This is a genomic window from Aliivibrio sp. A6 (genome assembly GCF_028765505.1).
Taxonomy (GTDB): Bacteria; Pseudomonadota; Gammaproteobacteria; order Enterobacterales; family Vibrionaceae; genus Aliivibrio; species Aliivibrio finisterrensis_A.
On record NZ_JARACR010000018.1, the window covers coordinates 59,855 to 81,529 of the forward strand.

At 39.6% G+C, this 21,675-nt stretch carries 19 protein-coding genes and 1 tRNA gene; 8 read left to right on the top strand and 12 right to left on the bottom strand.

Going from position 1 to position 21,675, the window contains the following annotated elements; all coding sequences use genetic code 11:
- Window positions 1-8 precede the first annotated feature (8 nt).
- The 4 genes from purB to norR form a co-directional block, all read right to left on the bottom strand.
- A complete protein-coding gene (gene purB / locus PVK70_RS11825) occupies window positions 9-1,379 on the bottom strand; it encodes an adenylosuccinate lyase (protein WP_130049190.1) in 1,371 nt (456 codons plus the stop codon).
- Between the two features lie 67 nt (window positions 1,380-1,446).
- On the bottom strand, window positions 1,447-2,064 hold the full coding sequence (gene hflD / locus PVK70_RS11830) for a high frequency lysogenization protein HflD (protein WP_130044208.1): 618 nt from the start codon (window positions 2,062-2,064) through the stop codon (window positions 1,447-1,449).
- An 11-nt stretch (window positions 2,065-2,075) separates the two neighbouring features.
- Window positions 2,076-3,200: a tRNA 2-thiouridine(34) synthase MnmA gene (gene mnmA, locus PVK70_RS11835; protein WP_130044209.1), complete on the bottom strand. Its 1,125-nt coding sequence runs from the start codon at window positions 3,198-3,200 to the stop codon at window positions 2,076-2,078.
- Window positions 3,201-3,316: 116 nt separating this feature from the next.
- Window positions 3,317-4,855 (bottom strand): nitric oxide reductase transcriptional regulator NorR, encoded by a 1,539-nt coding sequence (gene norR / locus PVK70_RS11840; RefSeq protein ID WP_130049189.1) that lies wholly within the window; start codon window positions 4,853-4,855, stop codon window positions 3,317-3,319.
- Between the two features lie 188 nt (window positions 4,856-5,043).
- Between norR and norV the strand changes: the two genes are divergently transcribed.
- The 5 genes from norV to PVK70_RS11865 are packed head-to-tail and all read left to right on the top strand — an operon-like array spanning window position 5,044 to window position 9,241.
- On the top strand, window positions 5,044-6,594 hold the full coding sequence (gene norV, locus PVK70_RS11845) for an anaerobic nitric oxide reductase flavorubredoxin (protein WP_130049188.1): 1,551 nt from the start codon (window positions 5,044-5,046) through the stop codon (window positions 6,592-6,594).
- Window positions 6,594-7,739: an NADH:flavorubredoxin reductase NorW gene (gene norW / locus PVK70_RS11850; protein WP_165367239.1), complete on the top strand. Its 1,146-nt coding sequence runs from the start codon at window positions 6,594-6,596 to the stop codon at window positions 7,737-7,739. Before norV ends, norW begins: the two co-directional genes overlap by 1 nt.
- 13 nt (window positions 7,740-7,752) lie before the next feature.
- On the top strand, window positions 7,753-8,526 hold the full coding sequence (locus PVK70_RS11855; protein ID WP_130049186.1) for a ferredoxin--NADP reductase: 774 nt from the start codon (window positions 7,753-7,755) through the stop codon (window positions 8,524-8,526).
- A 46-nt stretch (window positions 8,527-8,572) separates the two neighbouring features.
- Window positions 8,573-8,908, top strand: a complete 336-nt coding sequence (locus tag PVK70_RS11860) for a DUF1971 domain-containing protein (protein ID WP_130049185.1) — start codon at window positions 8,573-8,575, stop codon at window positions 8,906-8,908.
- 60 nt (window positions 8,909-8,968) lie between these two features.
- The gene (locus PVK70_RS11865) at window positions 8,969-9,241 is read left to right on the top strand and encodes a hypothetical protein (protein WP_065595803.1); all 273 of its coding nucleotides are present in this window, start codon (window positions 8,969-8,971) and stop codon (window positions 9,239-9,241) included.
- 94 nt (window positions 9,242-9,335) lie between these two features.
- Here the strand turns inward: PVK70_RS11865 and PVK70_RS11870 are convergent, their stop codons facing one another.
- The gene (locus PVK70_RS11870) at window positions 9,336-9,509 is read right to left on the bottom strand and encodes a hypothetical protein (protein WP_054776060.1); all 174 of its coding nucleotides are present in this window, start codon (window positions 9,507-9,509) and stop codon (window positions 9,336-9,338) included.
- A 102-nt stretch (window positions 9,510-9,611) separates the two neighbouring features.
- Complete coding sequence (locus PVK70_RS11875) at window positions 9,612-10,232, bottom strand: pseudouridine synthase (RefSeq protein WP_130049184.1); 621 nt, start codon at window positions 10,230-10,232, stop codon at window positions 9,612-9,614.
- 170 nt (window positions 10,233-10,402) lie between these two features.
- On the opposite strand from PVK70_RS11875, the gene PVK70_RS11880 reads away from it, so the two are divergent.
- Window positions 10,403-12,631 (top strand): NADP-dependent isocitrate dehydrogenase, encoded by a 2,229-nt coding sequence (locus PVK70_RS11880; protein ID WP_130049183.1) that lies wholly within the window; start codon window positions 10,403-10,405, stop codon window positions 12,629-12,631.
- Window positions 12,632-12,910: 279 nt separating this feature from the next.
- On the opposite strand, the gene PVK70_RS11885 is transcribed toward PVK70_RS11880, so the two are convergent.
- The 4 genes from PVK70_RS11885 to folD form a co-directional block, all read right to left on the bottom strand.
- Window positions 12,911-14,428 (bottom strand): SpoVR family protein, encoded by a 1,518-nt coding sequence (locus tag PVK70_RS11885; protein ID WP_130049182.1) that lies wholly within the window; start codon window positions 14,426-14,428, stop codon window positions 12,911-12,913.
- A 9-nt stretch (window positions 14,429-14,437) separates the two neighbouring features.
- Window positions 14,438-15,706: a YeaH/YhbH family protein gene (locus PVK70_RS11890; RefSeq protein ID WP_130049181.1), complete on the bottom strand. Its 1,269-nt coding sequence runs from the start codon at window positions 15,704-15,706 to the stop codon at window positions 14,438-14,440.
- A 126-nt stretch (window positions 15,707-15,832) separates the two neighbouring features.
- On the bottom strand, window positions 15,833-17,767 hold the full coding sequence (locus tag PVK70_RS11895; protein ID WP_130049180.1) for a PrkA family serine protein kinase: 1,935 nt from the start codon (window positions 17,765-17,767) through the stop codon (window positions 15,833-15,835).
- Between the two features lie 184 nt (window positions 17,768-17,951).
- The gene (gene folD / locus PVK70_RS11900; protein ID WP_130044215.1) at window positions 17,952-18,809 is read right to left on the bottom strand and encodes a bifunctional methylenetetrahydrofolate dehydrogenase/methenyltetrahydrofolate cyclohydrolase FolD; all 858 of its coding nucleotides are present in this window, start codon (window positions 18,807-18,809) and stop codon (window positions 17,952-17,954) included.
- 266 nt (window positions 18,810-19,075) lie between these two features.
- Between folD and PVK70_RS11905 the strand changes: the two genes are divergently transcribed.
- Window positions 19,076-19,152: transfer RNA gene (locus tag PVK70_RS11905), tRNA-Arg, on the top strand.
- Window positions 19,153-19,262: 110 nt separating this feature from the next.
- The gene (locus PVK70_RS11910; protein WP_130049179.1) at window positions 19,263-20,720 is read left to right on the top strand and encodes a protein adenylyltransferase SelO; all 1,458 of its coding nucleotides are present in this window, start codon (window positions 19,263-19,265) and stop codon (window positions 20,718-20,720) included.
- A gap of 37 nt (window positions 20,721-20,757) precedes the next feature.
- Here the strand turns inward: PVK70_RS11910 and PVK70_RS11915 are convergent, their stop codons facing one another.
- The gene (locus PVK70_RS11915) at window positions 20,758-21,312 is read right to left on the bottom strand and encodes a DUF4136 domain-containing protein (protein ID WP_130049178.1); all 555 of its coding nucleotides are present in this window, start codon (window positions 21,310-21,312) and stop codon (window positions 20,758-20,760) included.
- A gap of 110 nt (window positions 21,313-21,422) precedes the next feature.
- A complete protein-coding gene (cspD, locus tag PVK70_RS11920) occupies window positions 21,423-21,644 on the bottom strand; it encodes a cold shock domain-containing protein CspD (RefSeq protein WP_130044218.1) in 222 nt (73 codons plus the stop codon).
- Window positions 21,645-21,675 lie beyond the last annotated feature (31 nt).

The following is a 21,675-nucleotide window of genomic DNA, read 5'->3' on the forward strand; positions in this document are numbered from 1 at the left end:
GATAAAGATTACAGCTTGTCAGTTAGCTCGATAGCTTGACCAATGTAGTTTGCTGGTGTCATCTCTTTTAGACGAACTTTTTCGTCTTCAGGGATTTCTAAACCGTCGATGAATGCACGCATGCCTTCGCCGTCTATACGTTTACCACGAGTCAGTTCTTTTAGTTTTTCGTATGGCTTTTCGATGCCGTAACGACGCATAACTGTTTGTACAGGTTCTGCAAGAACTTCCCAGTTTTTATCTAGCTCAGCTTCAAGTGCAGCACGATTGATCTCTAATTTGCTAATGCCTTTTAGAGTCGACGTGTATGCAATGATAGCGTAGCCACAACCAACACCTAGGTTACGAAGAACCGTTGAGTCAGTTAGGTCACGCTGCCAGCGAGATACAGGCAGTTTTTGTGCTAGGTGGCTAAAGATAGCGTTAGCAAGGCCTAGGTTACCTTCAGAGTTTTCAAAATCGATTGGGTTAACTTTATGCGGCATTGTTGAAGAGCCGATTTCGCCAGCAATCGTTTTTTGTTTGAAGTGACCAAGAGCAATGTAACCCCAAACGTCACGGTCAAAATCAAGAAGGATAGTGTTGAAACGTGCAATCGCATCAAATAGCTCAGCAATGTAATCATGAGGTTCGATTTGAGTTGTGTATGGGTTCCAAGTTACACCTAGAGATTCAGTGATGAACTCCTCGCTGAATGCATGCCAATCAACATTTGGGTAAGCAGATAGGTGAGCGTTATAGTTACCTACAGCACCGTTGATTTTTGCTAAGATTTCAACGTTTTCGATTTGCTTGTATTGACGTTCCATACGGTATGCAACGTTAGCCATTTCTTTACCCATTGTTGATGGAGAAGCTGGCTGACCGTGTGTACGAGAAAGAAGAGGAACATCACGGTATTCGTTAGCTAGTGCTTTGATAGCACCAATAACGTTACGGATTTCAGGAAGAATCACCGTATCACGAGCTTCTTTAAGCATTAGAGCGTGAGATGTGTTGTTGATGTCTTCTGAGGTACATGCAAAGTGAATGAATTCATTGATAGCATGAAGCTCAGGAACGTCAGCTACTTTTTCTTTTAGGAAATATTCAACAGCTTTAACATCGTGGTTAGTTGTGCGCTCAATGTCTTTGATACGCATAGCATCTTCTTCGCTGAAGTTTGCTGCGATGTCATCTAAGAATTGATTCGCTTCTGCGCTTAATGTAGCTACTTCCGCAATCGATTGCGTAGCTGCTAATTTTTGAAGCCAACGAACTTCAACAACAGTACGATACTTCAGTAAGCCGTACTCACTAAAGATGCTGCGTAGAGAAATTGTTTTACTTCCGTAGCGACCGTCTACAGGTGAAACAGCAGTTAATGCTGACAATTCCATGTAAATCTCCTAGATGTGTAATAAAGGTTAGTGGATAAAGCCTGCTTATTATAAACAGGCTTTAATTTTAAATTCGAGCTAAAATTATTTTTGCTTGCTCAACCATCTTTTTACGACCAAAAATTAAGTGGCGGCGTTTGCCCCCCGTTTGACGCCATAATACGGCTGAGCGAATACCAGAAAGTAATAATGCTCGAACCTTATGTTGTGTCATTGGTTGTTGTAAAATAGACGGTGTGCCAGTGACTTGAATGCGAGGTCCCATTGGGCTGATCACATCTAAGTAAATGCTGGCAATGTTGCTTAGCATTTGTTCGTCATGAATATCAAAATGTTCAAGTTGACGCTCAATGGTGCTAATGCGTTCGCCAAGCTTGCTCATGCCATCGCGGTGGCCAGCAAGTTTGCGCTCTAGCGCCATTAAGCTGATCAGGTAGCGAGTTAACTCACTGCCTGATGGGGTATTGTCAAAGTCTTGAACCAGACATTCTAAACCAACGCGCAAGTTAGCTTCATTGCCGTATACGGCTAGCGTATTACTTGGGTTGGTTTCTAAAATAGATTGAATAGCAGTATCAAACGCAGCTTGATCACAGTGCCCATCTTTCGCCATTTTTTGTACTAGGCTTGCTGCTTGGCAGATGCCTGCAAATGCAATGGTTCTGTCAAATAAAGTATTCGCCACGTATTAGCTCCTTAAATACGCTCTTCAATAATACCGCCACCTAGACACACTTCGCCTAAGTAGAAAACAGCAGATTGACCAGGAGTCACTGCAATTTGCGGTTCGTCAAAAATCACTTTAATGTTTTCATCATCAACAGGGATGATCGTACAAGGGATATCGGTTTGACGGTAACGTGTTTTTACTGTGCAGCTCAATGGTGCTTTAATTACTTCGCGATCAACCCAGTGAAGTTGAGACGCTAGTAGGCCTTGAGATTTCAGTAATGGGTGATCTTTACCTTGAACGGCAATTAACACGTTACGTTTTAAATCTTTCTCACCAACAAACCATGGGTCTTCATTACCGCCGCCGCCTTTGGTGCCGCCAATGTGTAGACCTTTACGTTGACCTAAAGTGTGATACATCAAACCTTGGTGCTGACCAATCACTTTGCCTTCAGGGGTTTCGATATTGCCTGGTTGTGCTGGTAGGTATTTACCTAAGAATTCAGTGAATTTACGCTCACCAATAAAGCAGATACCTGTAGAGTCTTTTTTCTTCGCTGTGATCAAATCTTGCTCTTCAGCAATGCGGCGTACTTCTGGTTTTTCTAGTTCACCAACAGGGAATAGGCTGCGAGCAACTTGCTCAGAGCTTAATGTGTATAAGAAGTAGCTTTGATCTTTGTTTGAATCCAAACCACGTAGCATTTGTGGTTTAACACCATTTGCGATTTCTTCTGCTGTTGGGAAGGTACGACGAACGTAGTGACCCATTGCAATGAAATCAGCATCAAGTACTTCATCAGCAAACTCTAAGAAAGCTTTAAATTTGATTTCTTTGTTACATAGAATATCAGGGTTTGGCGTACGACCCGCTTTGTATTCCTCTAAGAAATATTCAAAAACGTTGTCCCAATATTCAGATGCAAAATTAATGGTGTGAAGGTGGATACCTAATTTGTCACACACCGCTTGTGCATCGGCTAAATCTTCGGCTGCTGTACAATATTCCTCGTTGTCATCTTCTTCCCAGTTTTTCATGAAAAGACCTTCAACTTGGTATCCTTGTTGCTGAAGTAGATAGGCTGATACTGAAGAATCCACACCACCGGACATACCGACGATGACTTTCTTTTGGCTGTTGTCTGACATTCTTTAACACCACTAATAAAACTTGAGGCAGATTCTAACAGAAAGAATATGCTCGTGACAGATCCGAGAGTAAAATCACATAATTATATCTGCGAAAAACAGATAAGTTTCGAGCTTTATTCTTTCAGTTTTAATCGTTTTGCTAAACGATGTAAATTTCCAGTATCAACTTGTAATGCTCTTGCTGTTGCTGCCCAATTTTGTTTATTTTCTTTATAGGCTTGTTGAATCAATTTAGCTTGAAATTCATCTGTTGCGATACGTAGCCCTTGGGGGCATTCTAAAAGCGTATCTTCTGTTACTTGATGTATTGGCTCGTCACTAATCGCTTCTTTTTGAATTGAAAAGTGCCATGTAGATAGCGTTAAATCTGAATCAATACTTTGTGCTCTAGAGAGTACCGCCGCTCGGCTTATTACATGCTCTAACTCTCGAATATTACCAGGCCAAGGGTATGTATTAAGTACACGGATGGCTTCTGGAGTAATGCGTATGCTTGATGCTCTTAGTTTTACACGACTTTTTTCAGCAAAGTAACCAACGAGTAGGGTAATGTCATTTTCTCGCTCTCTTAGGGGAGGGACAAAAATGGGGAAGACACTTAGCCTATGGTATAAATCAGCTCTAAAATTGCCTTCTTTGACTTCTTCACTTAAGGTTTTATTGGTTGCTGCAATAATACGAGTATTTACCTTGATGTGGTTGTCATCACCAATACGCTGAATATCACCATATTGCAAAACTCGGAGTAATTTAGCTTGTAGAGCTAATGATAATTCGCCTATCTCATCTAAAAATAACGTGCCATTATCCGCCGATTCAAATTTACCTTTCCGATTGCTAATTGCGCCAGTAAATGCGCCTTTTACATGGCCAAATAGCTCACTTTCCGCGACCGATTCCGGTAAAGCGGCGCAGTTTAAATACACTAAGCTTTGATTTGCTCTTGAAGATTGCTCATGCAAGGCACTTGCCACTAGCTCTTTACCTACGCCTGTTTCTCCGGTGATTAAGACAGATAACTCTGTATTGGCAACCGCTTTGATATTGGCTTTTAACTCTTTCATCGCTTTTGATTCACCAATCATCTCAACATTGTTCTGCTGAGCGGTTTCAAAAGATGAGCTTGTAGAACTCTCTGAAGATTGATTCTCTAATCTTTCCATTAATAGGGCTGTGTTCAGACTGGTTGCAGCTAAGGCGCTAATGATCCTAAGTTCTTTATTGGTAAAACTATTAAATTGGTCGGGATCGAATGCATCAATAGTTACCGCACCAATCAATCGTTCGTTAATCAATAAAGGGAGGCCAATGCAAGAGTGTACGTGGAGGAGTTCTTTTTTATTTTTTATTAACCCATCATAAGGGTCGGGTAAATCACTGTCTGAAGGAAAGCGAACAATATCCCCAGCTCGTGCTATGGCTTCTAAACGAGGATGCTGTGAAATAGCAAAACGACGTCCAATCACATCACTGTCCAGGCCGTTGGTTGCAAGTGGTGAGAAGTATTGATTTTTAAATAAGAGTAAAGCTGAAGCATCGCATTTTAACGCATTTCGAATGGTTGATAATAAGCGTTCGAAACGATCTTTGCTGTCTAGTCCTGACGTTAAATCTAATGCAATTTGAGCCCATTCCTCTTTCATGTTTTTCATTGAACACTCATTATCATAAATATTGTTAATTTGACTATTGTACTGTCATTTTAACAAAAGTAAACAATTGTCATTATGACATTTATTTTTGCTGGTTTATATTAAAGTTATTATAAAACAATGAGATAAAAGTTGGCATGCGCAATGCAATATGAGTAGTAACGCTAATAATTAAATGAGAAAAAACAATGACTATTCATATTAAAAATAATGTTAACTGGGTTGGCCAACGTGATTGGGAAGTGTCTGACTTCCATGGTACTGAATTTAAAATGACCAAAGGCACAAGCTATAACAGTTACCTTATCCAAGAAGAAAAAACAGTACTCATTGATACGGTGGACCATCGTTTTAGCCACCAGTTTATTCAGAATTTAGAAATGGAAATTGATCTTGCTAGCATTGATTACATCGTAATTAACCATGCAGAAGAAGATCACGCAGGTGCGCTTTCTGCGTTAATGGAAAAGATCCCTGGAACGCCAATTTATTGCACTGAAAACGCGATTGATTCAATTGTTGGTCACCATCATCACCCTGAATGGAATTTTAATCCAATTAAAACGGGCGATGCGTTAGATATAGGTAATGGCAAGCAATTGATTTTTGTTGAAGCGCCGATGCTGCACTGGCCAGACAGCATGATGACGTACTTAACCGGTGATGCAATTTTGTTTAGTAATGATGCTTTTGGTCAACATTATTGTGATGAGCGTTTGTTTAATGACGAAGTAGATCAAACGGAATTGATGGATCAATGTTTACGTTACTACGCCAATATCCTTACGCCATTCAGTGCTCTGGTTACCGCTAAAATTAAAGAAGTATTAAGCTTCAATTTACCTGTCGATATGATCGCAACTTCTCACGGTTGTGTATGGAGAGATAATCCAACTCAAATTATTCATCAATATTTAGAGTGGGCTGATAATTATCAAGAAGATCGTATTACTATTTTCTACGATTCTATGTCAAACAACACTCGAATGATGGCTGATGCGATTGCTCAAGGTATTCATGATATTGACCCTGCTGTTGCAGTCAAAGTATTCAATGTTTCTCGCCAAGATAAGAATGACATTTTAACCAGTGTGTTCCGCTCAAAAGGGATTCTCGTTGGCTCATCAACCATGAACAATGTGATGATGCCTAAAATTGCGGGCATGTTAGAAGAGATTACTGGTCTTAGATTTAGAGCGAAAAAAGCAGGTGCATTTGGTAGTTACGGTTGGAATGGTGGTGCTGTTGATAGAATTCATTCTCGCTTAACTGATGCTGGTTTTGAAACCGCTGTGGGTCTAAAAGCGAAATGGCGTCCAGATGGTAAAGCAATGCAGTTATGTCGAGAGCATGGGCAGTTTATTGCAAAACAGTGGGCACTAAAACCACTAACCACGACGTTTAATACTATTAATGTAGAAAAAAAAGAACAAACAACAAAAGTCATTGAACCAACGGTGGCTAAAGAAGTAACAACCCAAGAGCCAGTCGTCATGATTGAACCTGCTGTTGAATTAGTAGCAAACGATACAGAGGTCGGAGCTACCGGAGAAAGCAGCGCTACACAGTGCATGTTATGTACAGTATGTAACTGGGTGTACGATCCTGCTCTTGGTGAGCCAAATCAAGGTGTAGAGCCTAATACCCCTTGGTCAGAAGTACCTGATTATTTCTTATGCCCTGAGTGTCATCTAGGTAAAGACGTATTTGTTGAAATTAAGTCGTTGGAGGATAAATGATGAGTTTACCTATCGTTATTATTGGTAGTGGTTTTGCCTCTTACCAATTGATTAAAACTATTCGTCGAACTAACAGTGATTGCCCAATTCATGTCTTTACGAATGACAATGGTGATGACTATAACAAGCCAGATTTGAGTCACGTATTTTCAAAGCAACAAAATCCAGAGGAGGTAGTTACATTATCTGGAGGGGATTTTGCTGAGCAATACAATGTCATTTTACATAGGCACACTTTGGTTGAGTCGATAGATACTGAGAACCAAACCATTACTGTAAATGGTGAGCAGTATGCTTATGATAAATTGGTATTAGCGACAGGCTCTCAAACATTTATCCCACCTTTTCACGGTGATGGATGTGAAGAGATCCTGACGTTAAATAGCCTAAAAGAGTTTGCTGGTATTCAAAAAAAAGTATTGGAGTCTAAAAAAGTACTTGTTGTTGGTGGTGGTTTAATAGGTACAGAGCTCGCAATGGATTTGGCAAATGCAGGAAAAATGGTGACCTTGGTTGAGCCAAATAGCCATTTACTGGCCAATATGATCCCTGACTTTATTTCACTGCCACTTGAAAAAGCATGCAGAGAGAAAGGGGTTACCGTTACTTTGTCGGACTGCGTGCAAGCGATTAATAAACAAGATAATGGGTATCGAGTAACAACAACGAATGGTCAATCGTACTTAGTGGATTGTGTGATATCAGCTGCTGGCCTAAAACCAAATACGAACCTAGCAAGAGAGGCGAATATTATGGTTAATCGAGGGATTGTTGTTGACTCAATACTGCAAACGTCAGCGAATAATGTCTATGCATTAGGTGACTGTGCCGAAATAGAAGGCAAGGTAATGGCCTACCTACAACCTATCTTATTAAGTGCGAATGCGTTGGCAAAAACCTTATTAGGAACTGAGACGATACTTGAATTACCAAATATGATGGTGAAGGTGAAAACTCCCCATTATCCAATACAGCTTGCGGGTAATACATCAGTCGACATTGAACGTTGGGCTGTTGATATTGATGCGCAAGGGCTATGTGCTAAAGCTTACAATGCCAATAATCAGTTAACTGGATTTGTGGTAACCAATGAATTAGTTAAGAACGCATTTCCTTTATTTAGAGAGATACATAATACGAAATAATGAGAGGTGAGCTATGACAGAAATTCCACATGGATTAATTAAAGGGGTTGTCCTTCGTCGTTATGACTGGACTGAGCGTTTATTCAGTTTATTTGTCGAAGCGCCAATTAGTGCTTATCAAGCGGGACAATTCACTAAATTAGCACTACCTGATGGGTATGGTGATTGGGTAAGAAGAGCTTATTCCATAGTGAACAACCCAAAGCAGACAGAAGGGCACCAACAGATGGAATTTCTGATCATTGCGGATGAAAGCGGGGAGTTATCACCTCGCCTTAAAGCGCTTAATTCTGGTGACGAGATTTTTGTTGGTAAAGAAGCTTCAGGGTTTATGACCATTAATGAGATGCCTGAAGGTGTGGAGGATTTATGGTTATTATCAACAGGTACGGCCATAGGGCCATTTATCTCAATATTAGAAACACCATTACTTGAATCTCGATTTAAAAATATTGTGTTAGTTCATGCAGTAAGAACGCAATCTGAATTGATTTATCAAGAGCGGATCCAACAATTAATTAATAGATACAACAAGAGGTTTCATTATGTACCAATTGTTTCTAGAGAACATGTCACCGGAACTTTATGTGGACGAATCCCGACTTTATTGCTCAGCAGAGAAATCGAAAACCGTGCCAAATGCCAGCTTAGTAAAACGCGTAGTTTCTTGTACCTCTGCGGCAACCCTAACATGGTTAAAGACACATCTGATGCACTAAAAGAGTTAGGTTTTAACAAGCATCTTCGTCGTAAACCAGGGCAGTTTAGTTCTGAAAATTATTGGTAATCATCAATAAAAATATGACAAGAATAAATTATTTGGAGAAATTATTATGAGCCATTTACGTATTCCAAAAAATTGGACAATTCAACGTTCTACCCCATTTTTTACAAAAGATAATGTGCCAGATGCATTACTCACTCATCATAATACGGCTGCCGAGGTGTTTGGCCAGTTATGTGTAATGGAAGGAGTCGTCACTTATTATGGCTTTGCCAATGCAGAAGCAACAGAGCCTGAAATTAAAGTGGTTATTAATGCTGGGCAGTTTGCTACAAGTCCACCGCAATATTGGCATAGAATTGAGTTAAGTGATGATGCTCAATTCAATATTAACTTCTGGTCTGATAAAGATAAAACAGGAAAGAAAATGTTCAATGCTAAATAATTTACGCCTCTTTCTTTGCATTTATGGCATAGTAGGCGAAATTATTAAGCGAGAAGTAAGATGACAGATCAACAAGACGATTTCATGACTGAAGAAACACTGATTGAAACCGTAAAGAATCAAATTGAAGATGGCAGCCCAATCGCGGTAAAAGAAACATTAATGCGCCTAGTGATGACGGGTAATCCGCGTGAAGAAGCGATTGAAATGATGGCGTGTGCACTTGCTATTGAGGTGTTTGATGTAATGAAGAATGGCGCAGAGTTTAATCAAAAGCGTTATAAAGAAAACTTAGAATCATTACCTGATATGAGCTTTATGGGCGATGAATAATCTCAATATTAATAGGCAGTAATTGTCTTTGATGTTGAAATAAAAAGGCCTGATAGTGTTGAAGCTATCAGGCCTTTTTGTATAAAGTAATACCTTAATCAGCACACCCTATTTCACCAGTTAACATACAGTTTTGCTGCTGTTTCTCTTGGTTTTTATAGTGCTCATTAGTTAATTCTGTCGAGTTAATGTCAGCTCTGTCTGCTGGAGCGCAAGCACTTAACAGCAGTACGCTAGCAATTCCTACTGCTTTAATCATAGTATTCATAATGATGCCTTTATTTTTATAATTGATGTGATCAGTCTAATTTAAAAAGCACCAAACAGGTAGCATAAATTAACGTTTCTATTACATATTAATCAATTGTTTTTAAAGTGATACTTCTTTCCATGTACCATGTTCTACATCTTTAATGGTCCAATCGCCCATTGAGTAGCGAATTAAACGCAATGTAGGAAAACCAATATGTGCTGTCATGCGTCGAACTTGACGATTACGGCCTTCAATAATCGTTATCGCAATCCACGTGGTTGGAATGGCCGCTCGAAATCGAACAGGAGGGTTGCGCTCCCATACGTCAGGCTCTGCCATTACTTCCACTTTTGCTGGAAGTGTCATGCCATCTTTTAGCTCTACACCTTGGCGAAGCTTCTCTAAATCTTCTTCAGTAGGAGCGCCTTCAACTTGTACCCAATAGGTTTTTGGCGATTTAGATTCTGGCTGAGTTAATCGCGCTTGCAGGACACCATCATTGGTCAAGATTAATAAACCTTCGCTATCGCGATCAAGGCGACCAGCAGCATAAACATCTTTTACTGAAATAAAATCTGCGAGCGTCTGGCGATGTTGGTCATCAGTAAATTGACTCAATACATCAAAAGGTTTATTAAAGATAAGGACTTTACGATCTTTTGGTGCAGGGCGTGGTTTTTGAGCCGTTTTTTTCTTAAAGGCTGGTTTTTTCCAATTAGGGGAACGCTTGAATGTCATGTTAACTACCTTGCAAAATTGTAAAGCTTTTGTGGCGTTTAGTTTTAAAGTTCGCCGCTTTTCGCTATAGTACGCGCGTGAAACAAGAGACTAATAAAAATAAAGTCGGTAAATTACAAAGCCTATTATACGTTTTGTTATGGGTTTTGTGGATTAAATAGGGAAATTAAATGACAACGCAAAAATCTACGATTATCTACACCATCACTGATGAAGCGCCAGCACTGGCGACGCATTCACTTCTTCCAATTATTCAAGCATTTGCAGCATCATCAGATATTGATGTTGATACACGCGATATTTCACTTGCGGGCCGTGTTATTGCAAACTTTCCAGAGTATCTTACAGAAGAGCAACGCATTGGTGATGCTCTTGCGGAACTGGGTGAATTAGCAAAAACACCAGAAGCAAATATCATTAAACTTCCAAATATCAGTGCATCAATTCCTCAACTTCATGCGGTAATTAAAGAGCTTCAAGCAAAAGGCTATGCTCTGCCTAACTACCCAGAAGAAGCAAAAACAGATGAAGAAAAAGCCGTTAAAGCGGTTTACGATAAAATTAAAGGCTCGGCAGTAAACCCGGTACTACGTGAAGGTAACTCTGACCGCCGTGCGCCTGGTGCAGTTAAGCAATACGCTCGTAATAACCCACACTCAATGGGGGCTTGGTCTGCTGATTCTAAGTCACACGTTGCAAGCATGAGTGAAGGCGATTTTTACTCAAGTGAGCAATCAGTAACGATTGATGGTGCAACGAATGTAAGTATTGAGTTTGTGGCTGAAAATGGTGATATCACTGTTCTTAAAGAAGGGTTAGTACTGAAAGATAAAGAGATCATTGATGGCTCTTGTTTGAGTAAGAAAGCATTGGTTGAATTCTTTGAAGCGGAAACTAAAAAAGCCAAAGAAGAAGATGTGTTACTTTCTCTGCACATGAAAGCCACCATGATGAAAGTATCGGACCCAGTAATCTTTGGTCACGCTGTAAAAGTGTTCTACAAAGATGTATTTGAAAAACACGCAGCGACTTTTGAAAAATTAGGCGTTGATGCAAACAATGGTATTGGTGATGTTTACTCTAAAATCGCCTCACTGCCAGAAGCAGAAAAAACAGCGATTGAAGCGGATTTAGCTGCCGTTTATGAATACCAACCAGAACTTGCAATGGTTGATTCAGATCGTGGTATTACTAATCTCCATGTACCAAGTGATGTGATTATTGATGCTTCTATGCCGGCTGCACTACGTACTTCTGGTCGTATGTGGGGACCCGATGGTCAGCTTAAAGACACGAAAGCGATGATTCCAGATCGTTGTTATGCAGGTGTTTATCAATCTGTGATTGAATTCTGTAAAGCCAATGGTGCATTTGATCCAACAACGATGGGTTCTGTGCCAAACGTAGGCTTGATGGCTCAAAAAGCAGAAGAATACGGTTCTCATGATAAGACGTTCATTCTTCCTCAAGCAGGAACGGTACGAGTGATTGATGGTGCTGGTAACGCCTTGATTGAGCATTCTGTTGGTGAAGGTGATATCTGGCGTATGTGTCAGGCAAAAGACGCTCCAATTCAAGATTGGGTTAAATTAGCGGTAAATCGTGCTCGTGCTACAGCAACACCGGCTGTTTTCTGGCTTGATGCAAACCGTGCTCATGATGCTCAACTGATTAAGAAGGTAAATACCTACCTTGCTGATCACGATACAGCAGGTCTTGATATTCAAATCCTTTCACCTGTAGAAGCAACAGAATATACATTAGCGCGCATCATTAAAGGTGAAGACACTATTTCAGTTACTGGTAATGTATTACGTGATTACCTAACGGATTTATTCCCAATTCTAGAGCTTGGTACATCAGCGAAAATGCTGTCTATTGTCCCTCTTATGAATGGTGGTGGTCTGTTTGAAACGGGTGCGGGCGGTTCAGCGCCAAAACACGTACAACAGTTCGAAAAAGAAAACCATTTACGTTGGGATTCTTTAGGTGAGTTCTTAGCGCTTGCTGCTTCATTTGAGCATTTAAGTGTGACAACCGATAATGCAAAAGCACAAATCCTTGCAGACACATTAGATGCTGCAACGTCTAAATTCCTTGAAACAAATAAATCGCCATCACGTCGTGTCGGTGAACTAGATAACCGTGGTAGCCACTTTTATCTTGCAATGTACTGGGCTCAAGAGCTTGCAGTACAAACCAAAGATGCAGAGCTTCAAGCTTACTTTGGTTCATTAGCTGAAACCTTAACGTCTAATGAAACTAAGATTGTTGATGAGTTAAATGCAGCGCAAGGCGTAGCAGGAGATGTGGGAGGTTACTTCCAACCTGTTGTTGAACTAGCAGCGAAAGAAATGCGTCCAAGTGCTACATTAAATGCAGCATTAGCATCACTATAATTCATCGATTACATATAAATAGTCGGTAGATAAAATAAAGCCTTGAGATAGCGATATCTCAAGGCTTTTTCTATTTATACCAATCTACATAAGTATTTGATCATTCTTGCTTGTTAAAATCGATTATATCTGCGTTATACCTTTCTATTGCAAAAATTAGGTGTAATTAGAACCACTAGTTACTGTAATTTATGCCTTGCTCTAATCGATTTTTCCTACGCAATTATCTGAACAACTACTTATCCAGAATGGTATTAATAGCGGTTAGAATAAAAGAAGTTAAATATTAGTATTGTAATAATTACGCTTTGGGCAAGAAGAGATAATCTCTGCGCGATTAAATGAAATAACCTCTTCTAGAACAACGTCAAACCCCCATAGACGGTGAAGGTGCTTCATTACTTCTTCATGGCCTTTATCTAAAGGGATACGGTTATGTGGAATATGACGAAGAATTAACGATCTATCCCCACGAACATCAACATTCCACACCTGAATATTGGGTTCAAGATTACTTAAGTTATATTGAGCTGCTAATTTTTCTCTGATCTCTCGATAACCACTTTCATCATGAATTGCATTAACCTCGATATGTTTATTTTTATCATTATCTAAAATAGAAAATAGCTTAAATTCTCGAATAAGTTTCGGGGATAAATATTGGCTAATAAAGCTCTCATCTTTGAAGTTATGCATTGCAAAGTGAACCGCATCGAGCCAATCACTGCCAGCTAAATCAGGAAACCATTCCTTGTCTTCATCGGTTGGATCTTCACAAATCCGACGAATGTCTTGGAACATAGCAAAACCAAGAGCGTAAGGGTTGATACCACTGTAGTAAGGGCTGTTGTAGCTAGGTTGAGCGACGACATTGGTATGGCTGTGTAAGAATTCGAGAATAAACTTTTCAGAGACTAAACCTTCATCATAAAGATGGTTAAGAATCGTATAATGCCAAAACGTTGCCCAGCCCTCGTTCATCACTTGTGTCTGTTTTTGTGGGTAAAAGTATTGGCTTATCTTTCGAATAATACGAACGACTTCTCGTTGCCATGATTCCAGAAGAGGCGCGTGTTTTTCAATAAAATAAAGAATGTTTTCTTGTGGCTCAGAAGGGAAGCGGATCTTCTCTTCTGTGTTTTCTTCTTTGGCTTTTGGGACGGTTCGCCATAGGTCATTTACTTGAGACTGAAGATAGGCTTCCCTGTCTTCTTGGCGAATTTTTTCTTCTGCAATTGAGATTTTTTCTGGGCGCTTGTATCTATCGACTCCATAATTCATCAAAGCGTGACAAGAATCGAGGATCTTTTCGACTTCATCAACCCCATACTTTTCTTCGCATTTAGTGAGATATTGTTGAGCAAAAAGTAAATAATCGACAATGGAACTCGCATCTGTCCATGTTTGAAAAAGGTAGTTGCCTTTAAAAAAAGAATTATGGCCATAACAGGCGTGAGCCATGACTAAGGCTTGCATTGTGATGGTATTTTCTTCCATTAAATAAGCGATGCAGGGGGAGGAGTTGATCACTATTTCATAGGCTAATCCCATCTGGCCATGTTTGTAGTTTTGTTCTGTTTGAATGAATTTTTTACCAAAAGACCAGTGGTGGTAGTTAATCGGCATACCGACACTAGAATAAGCATCCATCATTTGCTCGGCAGTAATGATCTCAATTTGGTTTGGATAGGTATCCAAGCGATAATGCTCAGCTACACGTTTAATCTCTACATGATATTGTTCTAGCATTTGAAAGGTCCAATCTGGCCCATCAGGTAGCTTTGTTGTCCTTTTCATTTTCGCCTCCTAAGCCAGTTGTTTTTGAAACAGCTCTCTAAATATTGGATAGATATCTTCAATTGAACGAATGTTTTTCATGGCGAAGTTATCGAACCCTTGTGTTACTTTTTCGTACTCGGTCCAGAGAGTTTGATGATGACGTTTGGTGATCTCAATATAAGAGTAGTACTGACAGGTAGGTAAAATAGAAGCAGTCAGTAGTTCTTTACATTTTGGTGAGTCATCAGCCCAGTTATCGCCATCTGATGCTTGAGCGGCATAGATGTTCCATTCGTTATTTGGGAAGCGCTCAGCAACAATTTCTTTCATTAGTCTAAGTGCGCTTGAAACCATGGTTCCGCCTGTTTCTTGAGAGTAAAAAAAGTCATGCTCATTAACTTCTTTTGCTTGGGTGTGATGGCGTATAAAAACCACTTCTACATTTTCATAGGTACGGGTAAGGAACAGATAAAGGAGTACATAGAAACGTTTAGCGATGTCTTTGGTCGCTTGATCCATTGAGCCTGAGACATCCATTAAACAAAACATCACAGCTTGGCTTGATGGTATGGGTGTTCTTTCGTAGTTTTTATAACGTAAATCAAAAGAGTCGATATAGGGAACGTGTTTGATCTTCTCCCGTAAGGCTTCTATTTCTTCCTGCATTTTTCGAATAGCAAGTGGGCGGCTAGGCTCGCTGGTTTTAATGTTTTCTAGCTCTTGCTCTAATTCATTTAGCAGTCTTTTTTTTCCTGCGGTCATCGCAGTACGTCGAGCAAGAGATTGCTGTAATGAACGAACAATATCGATATTAGAAGGAACCCCAGCGGTTTGATAACCTGCTCGGTGTGTTTCCCATTCAGTTATTTTTTGAACTTGATTTTTCTCAAGATTAGGTAATTCAAGCTCTTCAAATAGAATGTCTAAGTACTCATCTTTTGAGATCTGAAAACTAAATTCATCCTCACCTTCGCCATCTGCACTAGCATCTCCAGCGCCTGCACCTCCACCATTACCTCCTTGTGGTCGTTCAATTTTGTCGCCTTTAATAAATTGATCATTACCAGGAAGAACTCGTTCACGAATGCCTCCTTGCCCTTGATGAAAAACTGGCTCAGAAATATCCCCTTTAGGGATCGAAATGCTTTCACCGCTTTCAGTATTGGTTACTGAACGTTGATTTACAGCATCGGAAACCGCACGTTTAATTTGGTCTTTGTGGCGACGAATAAAACGCTGTCTATTGACGGTGCTTTTCTTTTTGCCATTTAACCTTCGGTCAATAAATTGAGCCATAATATTGCCCTCCTAATTCATACCACCTCAATTAAGTCTTAACCTATTTATATAGACATCAACTTAGTCAAAATGTTACTGGTTCAGCCCATAGAGATGATGGGCTGCAACGTCCTGTTATATTAATTATGACGATTTTCGAACTCGTAAATACCACTCAGCTAATAGACGGACTTGTTTTTTGGTGTAGCCTTTTTCCATCATACGAGCCACGAAGTCATCGTGTTTTTTCTGATCGTCAGTGGAGGTTTTTCCATTAAAGGAGATGACAGGAAGTAAATCCTCGGTGTTTGAGAACATTTTCTTCTCGATAACGACACGCAGTTTTTCGTAGCTGGTCCAGGTTGGATTTTGTCCATTATTATTGGCTTTAGCACGAAGTACAAAGTTGACGATTTCATTCCTAAAATCTTTCGGGTTGCTTATTCCTGCTGTTTTTTCAATTTTTTCTAGCTCATCATTGAGGGCTGAACGGTCAAACAGTTGTCCCGTTTCAGGATCTCGATATTCTTGGTCTTGAATCCAAAAATCGGCATAGGTGACATAACGGTCAAAAATGTTTTGTCCGTACTCAGAGTAAGATTCTAGGTAAGCGGTTTGAATCTCTTTACCAATAAACTCTACGTATTTAGGGACTAAGAAACCTTTAACGAACTCTGTGTATTTATCAGCAATATCTTGAGCAAATTGCTCTCGTTCAATTTGTTGTTCAATAACATAAAACAGATGAACGGGGTTTGCTGCGACTTCGGTTTGGTCGAAGTTAAATACACGGGAAAGGATCTTAAAGGCAAATCGTGTTGAAAGCCCAGACATGCCTTCATCAACTCCAGCAAAGTCACGATATTCTTGATAGCTTTTGGCTTTTGGATCGGTGTCTTTTAAGGTTTCACCATCATAAACACGCATTTTAGAAAACAGTGAGGAGTTTTCTGGATCTTTAAGTCGAGACAGTATCGAAAATTGGGCCAAAATATCCAAGGTGCTTGGTGAGCAAGGTGCATGGAATAGTTCACTGTGTTCCAATAGCTTTTGATAGATTTTAATCTCTTCAGATACTCGTAAACAATATGGGACTTTTACGATGTAAACCCTATCTAAAAAGGCCTCATTGTTCTTGTTATTTCTGAAGGTTTGCCATTCTGATTCATTCGAGTGAGCCAAAATCATGCCGTCAAAAGGCAGAGCGGATAATCCTTCTGTACCGTTGAAGTTACCTTCTTGGGTTGCTGTTAATAGAGGATGAAGTACTTTGATTGGTGCTTTAAACATCTCTACAAACTCCATTAAGCCTTGGTTGGCTTTACACAGGGAGCCTGAATAACTATAAGCATCAGGATCATCTTGGGCAAAATGCTCTAATTGACGAATATCTACTTTACCAACAAGAGAGGAGATATCTTGATTGTTCTCATCCCCCGGTTCTGTTTTTGCTATCCCTATTTGGTCGAGAATTGATGGATGCACTTTAATTACTTTAAATTTGGTTATATCGCCACCAAATTCATGTAATCTTTTTGCTGCCCACGGAGACATTATTGAGCGTAGGATACGAGGCTCGATGCCGTATTCTTGTTTTAGTAATTCACCATCCTCTATTACATCAAATAAACAGAAAGGGTGATCGTTCACAGGGCTTCGTTCTCCATTGGCACTTAATATATAAATAGGCAATTTCTGCATTAAGCTTTTTAGTTTTTCAGCGAGCGATGATTTACCGCCACCCACAGGACCTAATAGGTAGAGTACCTGTTTGCGCTCTTCAAGGCCTTGAGCAGCATGCTTAAGATAAGAAACAATTTGTTCAATGGGTTCCTCCATCCCATAGAAGTCTTTAAAGGTTTCATAGCGAGAAATAACTCTGTTAGAAAAAATACGACTAAGCTGAGGATCAAGTGCAGTGTCTATGACTTCAGGTTCGCCAATAGCCATAAGGAGTCTTTCTGCTGCATTGGCATAAGCACTTTTGTCATTACTACATAGGGACAAGAAATCTTGCAGTGACATCTCTTCATCTTTTGCCGCTTCATAACGGGCTTGATAGTGGTCAAAAATACTCATATCCATTTCCTCTCGTCATCCGTTTTTTTAATTAAGCTCTATAAGGTTAGTTACTAAACCCTTATTTTGTCCAAGAAAAAATTAAAAATAGAATGAAAATTAATCAAGAAATGTGGCAATGCGCAGATATAAAAAAGGCGAACTTTGAAAAGTTCGCCAGTTGATATTTTTATCAGTAGTTCAATTATTTACTGTGATACTGCTCGCAGGCAAGTAATGTGTTTTCAATAAGACTAGCAACTGTCATAGGTCCAACGCCACCAGGAACAGGAGTAATGTAGCTTGCTTTTGTTTTTGCTACGTCGTATTCAACATCACCGATTAACTTGCCTGAGTCTAAACGGTTGATACCTACATCGACTACGACTGCGCCTTCTTTAATCCACTCTCCTGGGATAAAGTTTGGTTTACCAACGGCAACGACAACAAGGTCGGCTTGGCGAATATGGTTTTCAAGATCTTTAGTGAATCGATGACAGGTTGTTGTTGTGCAACCAGCAAGAAGTAATTCAAGTGTCATAGGACGACCAACGATGTTTGATGCACCGACAACAACCGCATGCATTCCACGTACCTGAATATTGTAACGTTCAAGCAGGGTAATGATGCCTTTAGGTGTGCATGAACGCAATTTTGGAATGCGTTGAGAAAGGCGACCAACGTTATAGGGGTGAAAACCATCAACGTCTTTCTCTGGATCAATGTGCTCTAAAATTTTAGTACTATCCATTCCTGCCGGAAGAGGAAGTTGAACTAAAATACCATCAATCTCTGCGTCTTGATTTAATGTGTCAATAATAGACAATAATTCAGCTTCTGTTGTGGTGGTTGGTAAATCGTAAGATTTTGAAATAAAGCCAACTTCTTCACAAGCACGGCGCTTGCTTCCAACATAAACTTGAGAGGCAGGATCTTGTCCAACAAGAACGACAGCAAGGCCAGGAGCTCGAAGTCCTGCTTCTACGCGAGCTTTAACGCGAGCACCAACTTCAGAGCGAACGGTTTGAGAAATGAGTTTTCCATCGATAATTTGAGCGGTCATAGTGATCCTTTGAAGGTCTAATACTAGGTTGACCCCCGTATTGTCGCAGAAAGTTAACTTAATAGCCATAGCGCAAACGTTTGCCTATTGGTGGGATACTCTCGTTAAAATGAGAACTATGATTTGTTTTTTAGGTAAAAATGATTTTTTATTTGATGATTAGATCAAAGAGTGCACGATCTGCCCTTTTTTTCATCATTCGGTAAGATAATGATAAGAAAAGGATTGATCTGTTTTCGGATATTCGTATAATCCTACCCCATAGAGCGCCCTTAGCTCAGCTGGATAGAGCACCTCCCTTCTAAGGAGGTGGTCGAAGGTTCGAATCCTTCAGGGCGTACCAAATTGAAAAAGCCGCATTAACCTTATGGTTAGTGCGGCTTTTTTCATTTCTGTCATATAACTTTTCAATGTGTTAGCGTTAGTTCATTACACTGTTAATGGATTACGCTCATGTCTTTTTGGAATGCTTTTTCAATTACAACTCGTTACGCTGAATTACCTCGCAGCTTTTTTACTTATGTTCAACCAACGCCGTTGGAAAATACACGTTGGGTTATATGGAACAGTAAACTTGCGACACAGTTTGGTTTACCTGAAGAGCCTGAGAGTAATACAGAGTTACTTTCTTCTTTTTCTGGCGAGCATGTACCTGCTGTTTTTTCTCCACTAGCAATGAAATATGCAGGCCATCAATTTGGTGGATACAACCCTGATCTTGGTGATGGGCGAGGATTATTACTTGCTGAAATTAAGGATAAAGAAGGAAACAGTGTTGACCTCCATTTAAAAGGGGCAGGGTTAACGCCTTATTCTCGATCTGGCGATGGCCGAGCAGTACTTCGATCTACCATTCGTGAATATTTGTGCAGTGAAGCTATGGCTGGATTAGGTATCCCTACAACACGAGCATTAGGGATGATGACGAGTGATACTCCCGTTTTTAGGGAGGGTTATGAAACAGGAGCATTACTTGTCCGAATGGCTGAAACTCATATTCGATTTGGACATTTCGAACATCTGTTTTATTCAAATTTATTATCAGAGCAGAAATTATTGGCGGATAAGGTGATTGAGTGGCATTACCCTCAATGTATAGCTAAGGATAAACCCTATGCAGCAATGTTCGATGAAATCGCAGACAAAACAGCTTATATGATTGCGCATTGGCAGGCTGTTGGGTTCGCTCATGGGGTAATGAACACAGATAACATGTCGATCACTGGGCAAACGTTTGACTATGGCCCATTTGGTTTTTTAGATGATTATGAACCGAGCTATATTTGCAATCATTCAGATTACCAAGGCCGCTATGCATTTAATCAACAACCGAGAATAGGGCTATGGAATCTATCGGCATTAGCGCATTCTCTTTCGTCATTGATTGAAAAATCAGACTTAGAATCCTCCTTAGAGAAGTATGAAACTCGCTTGGGTCATTATTTTAGTCAACTAATGAGAAAGAAATTGGGGTTACTTTCTAAACAAGAAGGAGATAGCCGATTATTTGAGTCGATGTTTGAATTATTGTCACAAAACTCTGTAGATTACACTCGGTTTATGAGAGCGTTGTCTTATTTAGATAGTCAAGATAAGCAAACCGTTGTCGATTTGTTTTTAGATAGAGAAGCAGCAACACTCTGGGTTGAGCTATATTTGGCACGATGTGAGAAAGAAGATAAGAGTGCAGAGATACGCTGTAAAGAAATGAGAAGGGTAAACCCTAAATACATTCTTAGAAATTATCTTGCTCAACAAGCCATTAATAAAGCGAAAGACGGTGATTATAGTGAGATTAAGACATTATCTATGTTGCTGGCCTCTCCCTTTGATGAGCATCCTAGGTTTGAATCATACGCTCAATTACCACCTGAATGGGGAAAGAAAATGGAGATTAGTTGTTCATCTTAACTCATTGTTAATTTGATTTTTTATACACAATATAGTATTAGCTTGGATTCGAAGTTTTATTCAAGCTATGAAACATAAAGTGAAGTAATTCATCCATTGCTGTTTTGCGATTATCCTCTGTGTTTGTGTAACCTTGCGCTAAAACACTCCAAGAAGAATTGATTTGGTTTGGTAGAAATACAGCAATAAATATACTGGCTTTATCCGCTTCATTCTTATTATCTACAGGTTGTAAACCTGTCAATAATCCTGTTTCATTTAAAATTTTTGTATCACTAATAGCACTCTCAATGCCAAGTCCATAGCCAACATAAAAGTCAGCGAATGTAGTGTTGTCTGTATAAATAAATCCTTTCTGTGTTAATTCATTTTTTAGTGACTTGATGAAGCGTTGTTCAGTATTGTTTTCATTTAATGTGCTATTTAAATAATTGGCATTGATATTTGGATGCCAAGCAAATGTACGTTTGCCTGCGATGACATCATTAATGTTGCCAATGGTTACAAGATTTACAGTGCTTTTTTCTTGATGCGTTTCGGACACGCAACCAGTAAGAAAAGTGAGGAGTAAAAAAGACAAGAAATATTTCAAAGTGATAACCTATTTGAGGGTAGTAATGAGGGTTGGAGTTTTATGATTAAGATAGGTTCAAAAAAGGTGAGTATCATTACTCACCTTTAAGATAATTACTCGAGGTAAGGTTATTTAACCGCTTCACCTTCAAGTGGTTTAATTTCACTGGCGTGAAAACCTTTTGGCCCTTCGTGGATTTCGTAAGTAACAGATTGACCTGCTTTTAGTGTGCGGTAGCCATCCATCTCAATAGTAGAATAGTGCGCAAAAATATCACCATCTTCACCTTCAGGACAAATGAAGCCAAACCCTTTGGCGTTATTGAACCATTTTACTGTACCTGTTGCCATGCTATACATCCCTCTGCATTTTTAATTACCT

Bases quoted from the DNA above. Each gene is read 5' to 3' on its own strand.
- PVK70_RS11885 (WP_130049182.1), bottom strand. From the start codon at position 14,428: ATGAAAAGGACAACAAAGCTACCTGATGGGCCAGATTGGACCTTTCAA.
- PVK70_RS11895 (WP_130049180.1), bottom strand. From the start codon at position 17,767: ATGAGTATTTTTGACCACTATCAAGCCCGTTATGAAGCGGCAAAAGAT.
- PVK70_RS11855 (WP_130049186.1), top strand. From the start codon at position 7,753: ATGACAGAAATTCCACATGGATTAATTAAAGGGGTTGTCCTTCGTCGT.
- PVK70_RS11870 (WP_054776060.1), bottom strand. From the start codon at position 9,509: ATGAATACTATGATTAAAGCAGTAGGAATTGCTAGCGTACTGCTGTTA.
- norR (WP_130049189.1), bottom strand. From the start codon at position 4,855: ATGAAAAACATGAAAGAGGAATGGGCTCAAATTGCATTAGATTTAACG.
- PVK70_RS11890 (WP_130049181.1), bottom strand. From the start codon at position 15,706: ATGGCTCAATTTATTGACCGAAGGTTAAATGGCAAAAAGAAAAGCACC.
- PVK70_RS11880 (WP_130049183.1), top strand. From the start codon at position 10,403: ATGACAACGCAAAAATCTACGATTATCTACACCATCACTGATGAAGCG.
- purB (WP_130049190.1), bottom strand. From the start codon at position 1,379: ATGGAATTGTCAGCATTAACTGCTGTTTCACCTGTAGACGGTCGCTAC.
- PVK70_RS11865 (WP_065595803.1), top strand. From the start codon at position 8,969: ATGACAGATCAACAAGACGATTTCATGACTGAAGAAACACTGATTGAA.
- PVK70_RS11875 (WP_130049184.1), bottom strand. From the start codon at position 10,232: ATGACATTCAAGCGTTCCCCTAATTGGAAAAAACCAGCCTTTAAGAAA.
- PVK70_RS11860 (WP_130049185.1), top strand. From the start codon at position 8,573: ATGAGCCATTTACGTATTCCAAAAAATTGGACAATTCAACGTTCTACC.
- cspD (WP_130044218.1), bottom strand. From the start codon at position 21,644: ATGGCAACAGGTACAGTAAAATGGTTCAATAACGCCAAAGGGTTTGGC.
- norW (WP_165367239.1), top strand. From the start codon at position 6,594: ATGAGTTTACCTATCGTTATTATTGGTAGTGGTTTTGCCTCTTACCAA.
- mnmA (WP_130044209.1), bottom strand. From the start codon at position 3,200: ATGTCAGACAACAGCCAAAAGAAAGTCATCGTCGGTATGTCCGGTGGT.
- norV (WP_130049188.1), top strand. From the start codon at position 5,044: ATGACTATTCATATTAAAAATAATGTTAACTGGGTTGGCCAACGTGAT.
- PVK70_RS11910 (WP_130049179.1), top strand. From the start codon at position 19,263: ATGTCTTTTTGGAATGCTTTTTCAATTACAACTCGTTACGCTGAATTA.
- folD (WP_130044215.1), bottom strand. From the start codon at position 18,809: ATGACCGCTCAAATTATCGATGGAAAACTCATTTCTCAAACCGTTCGC.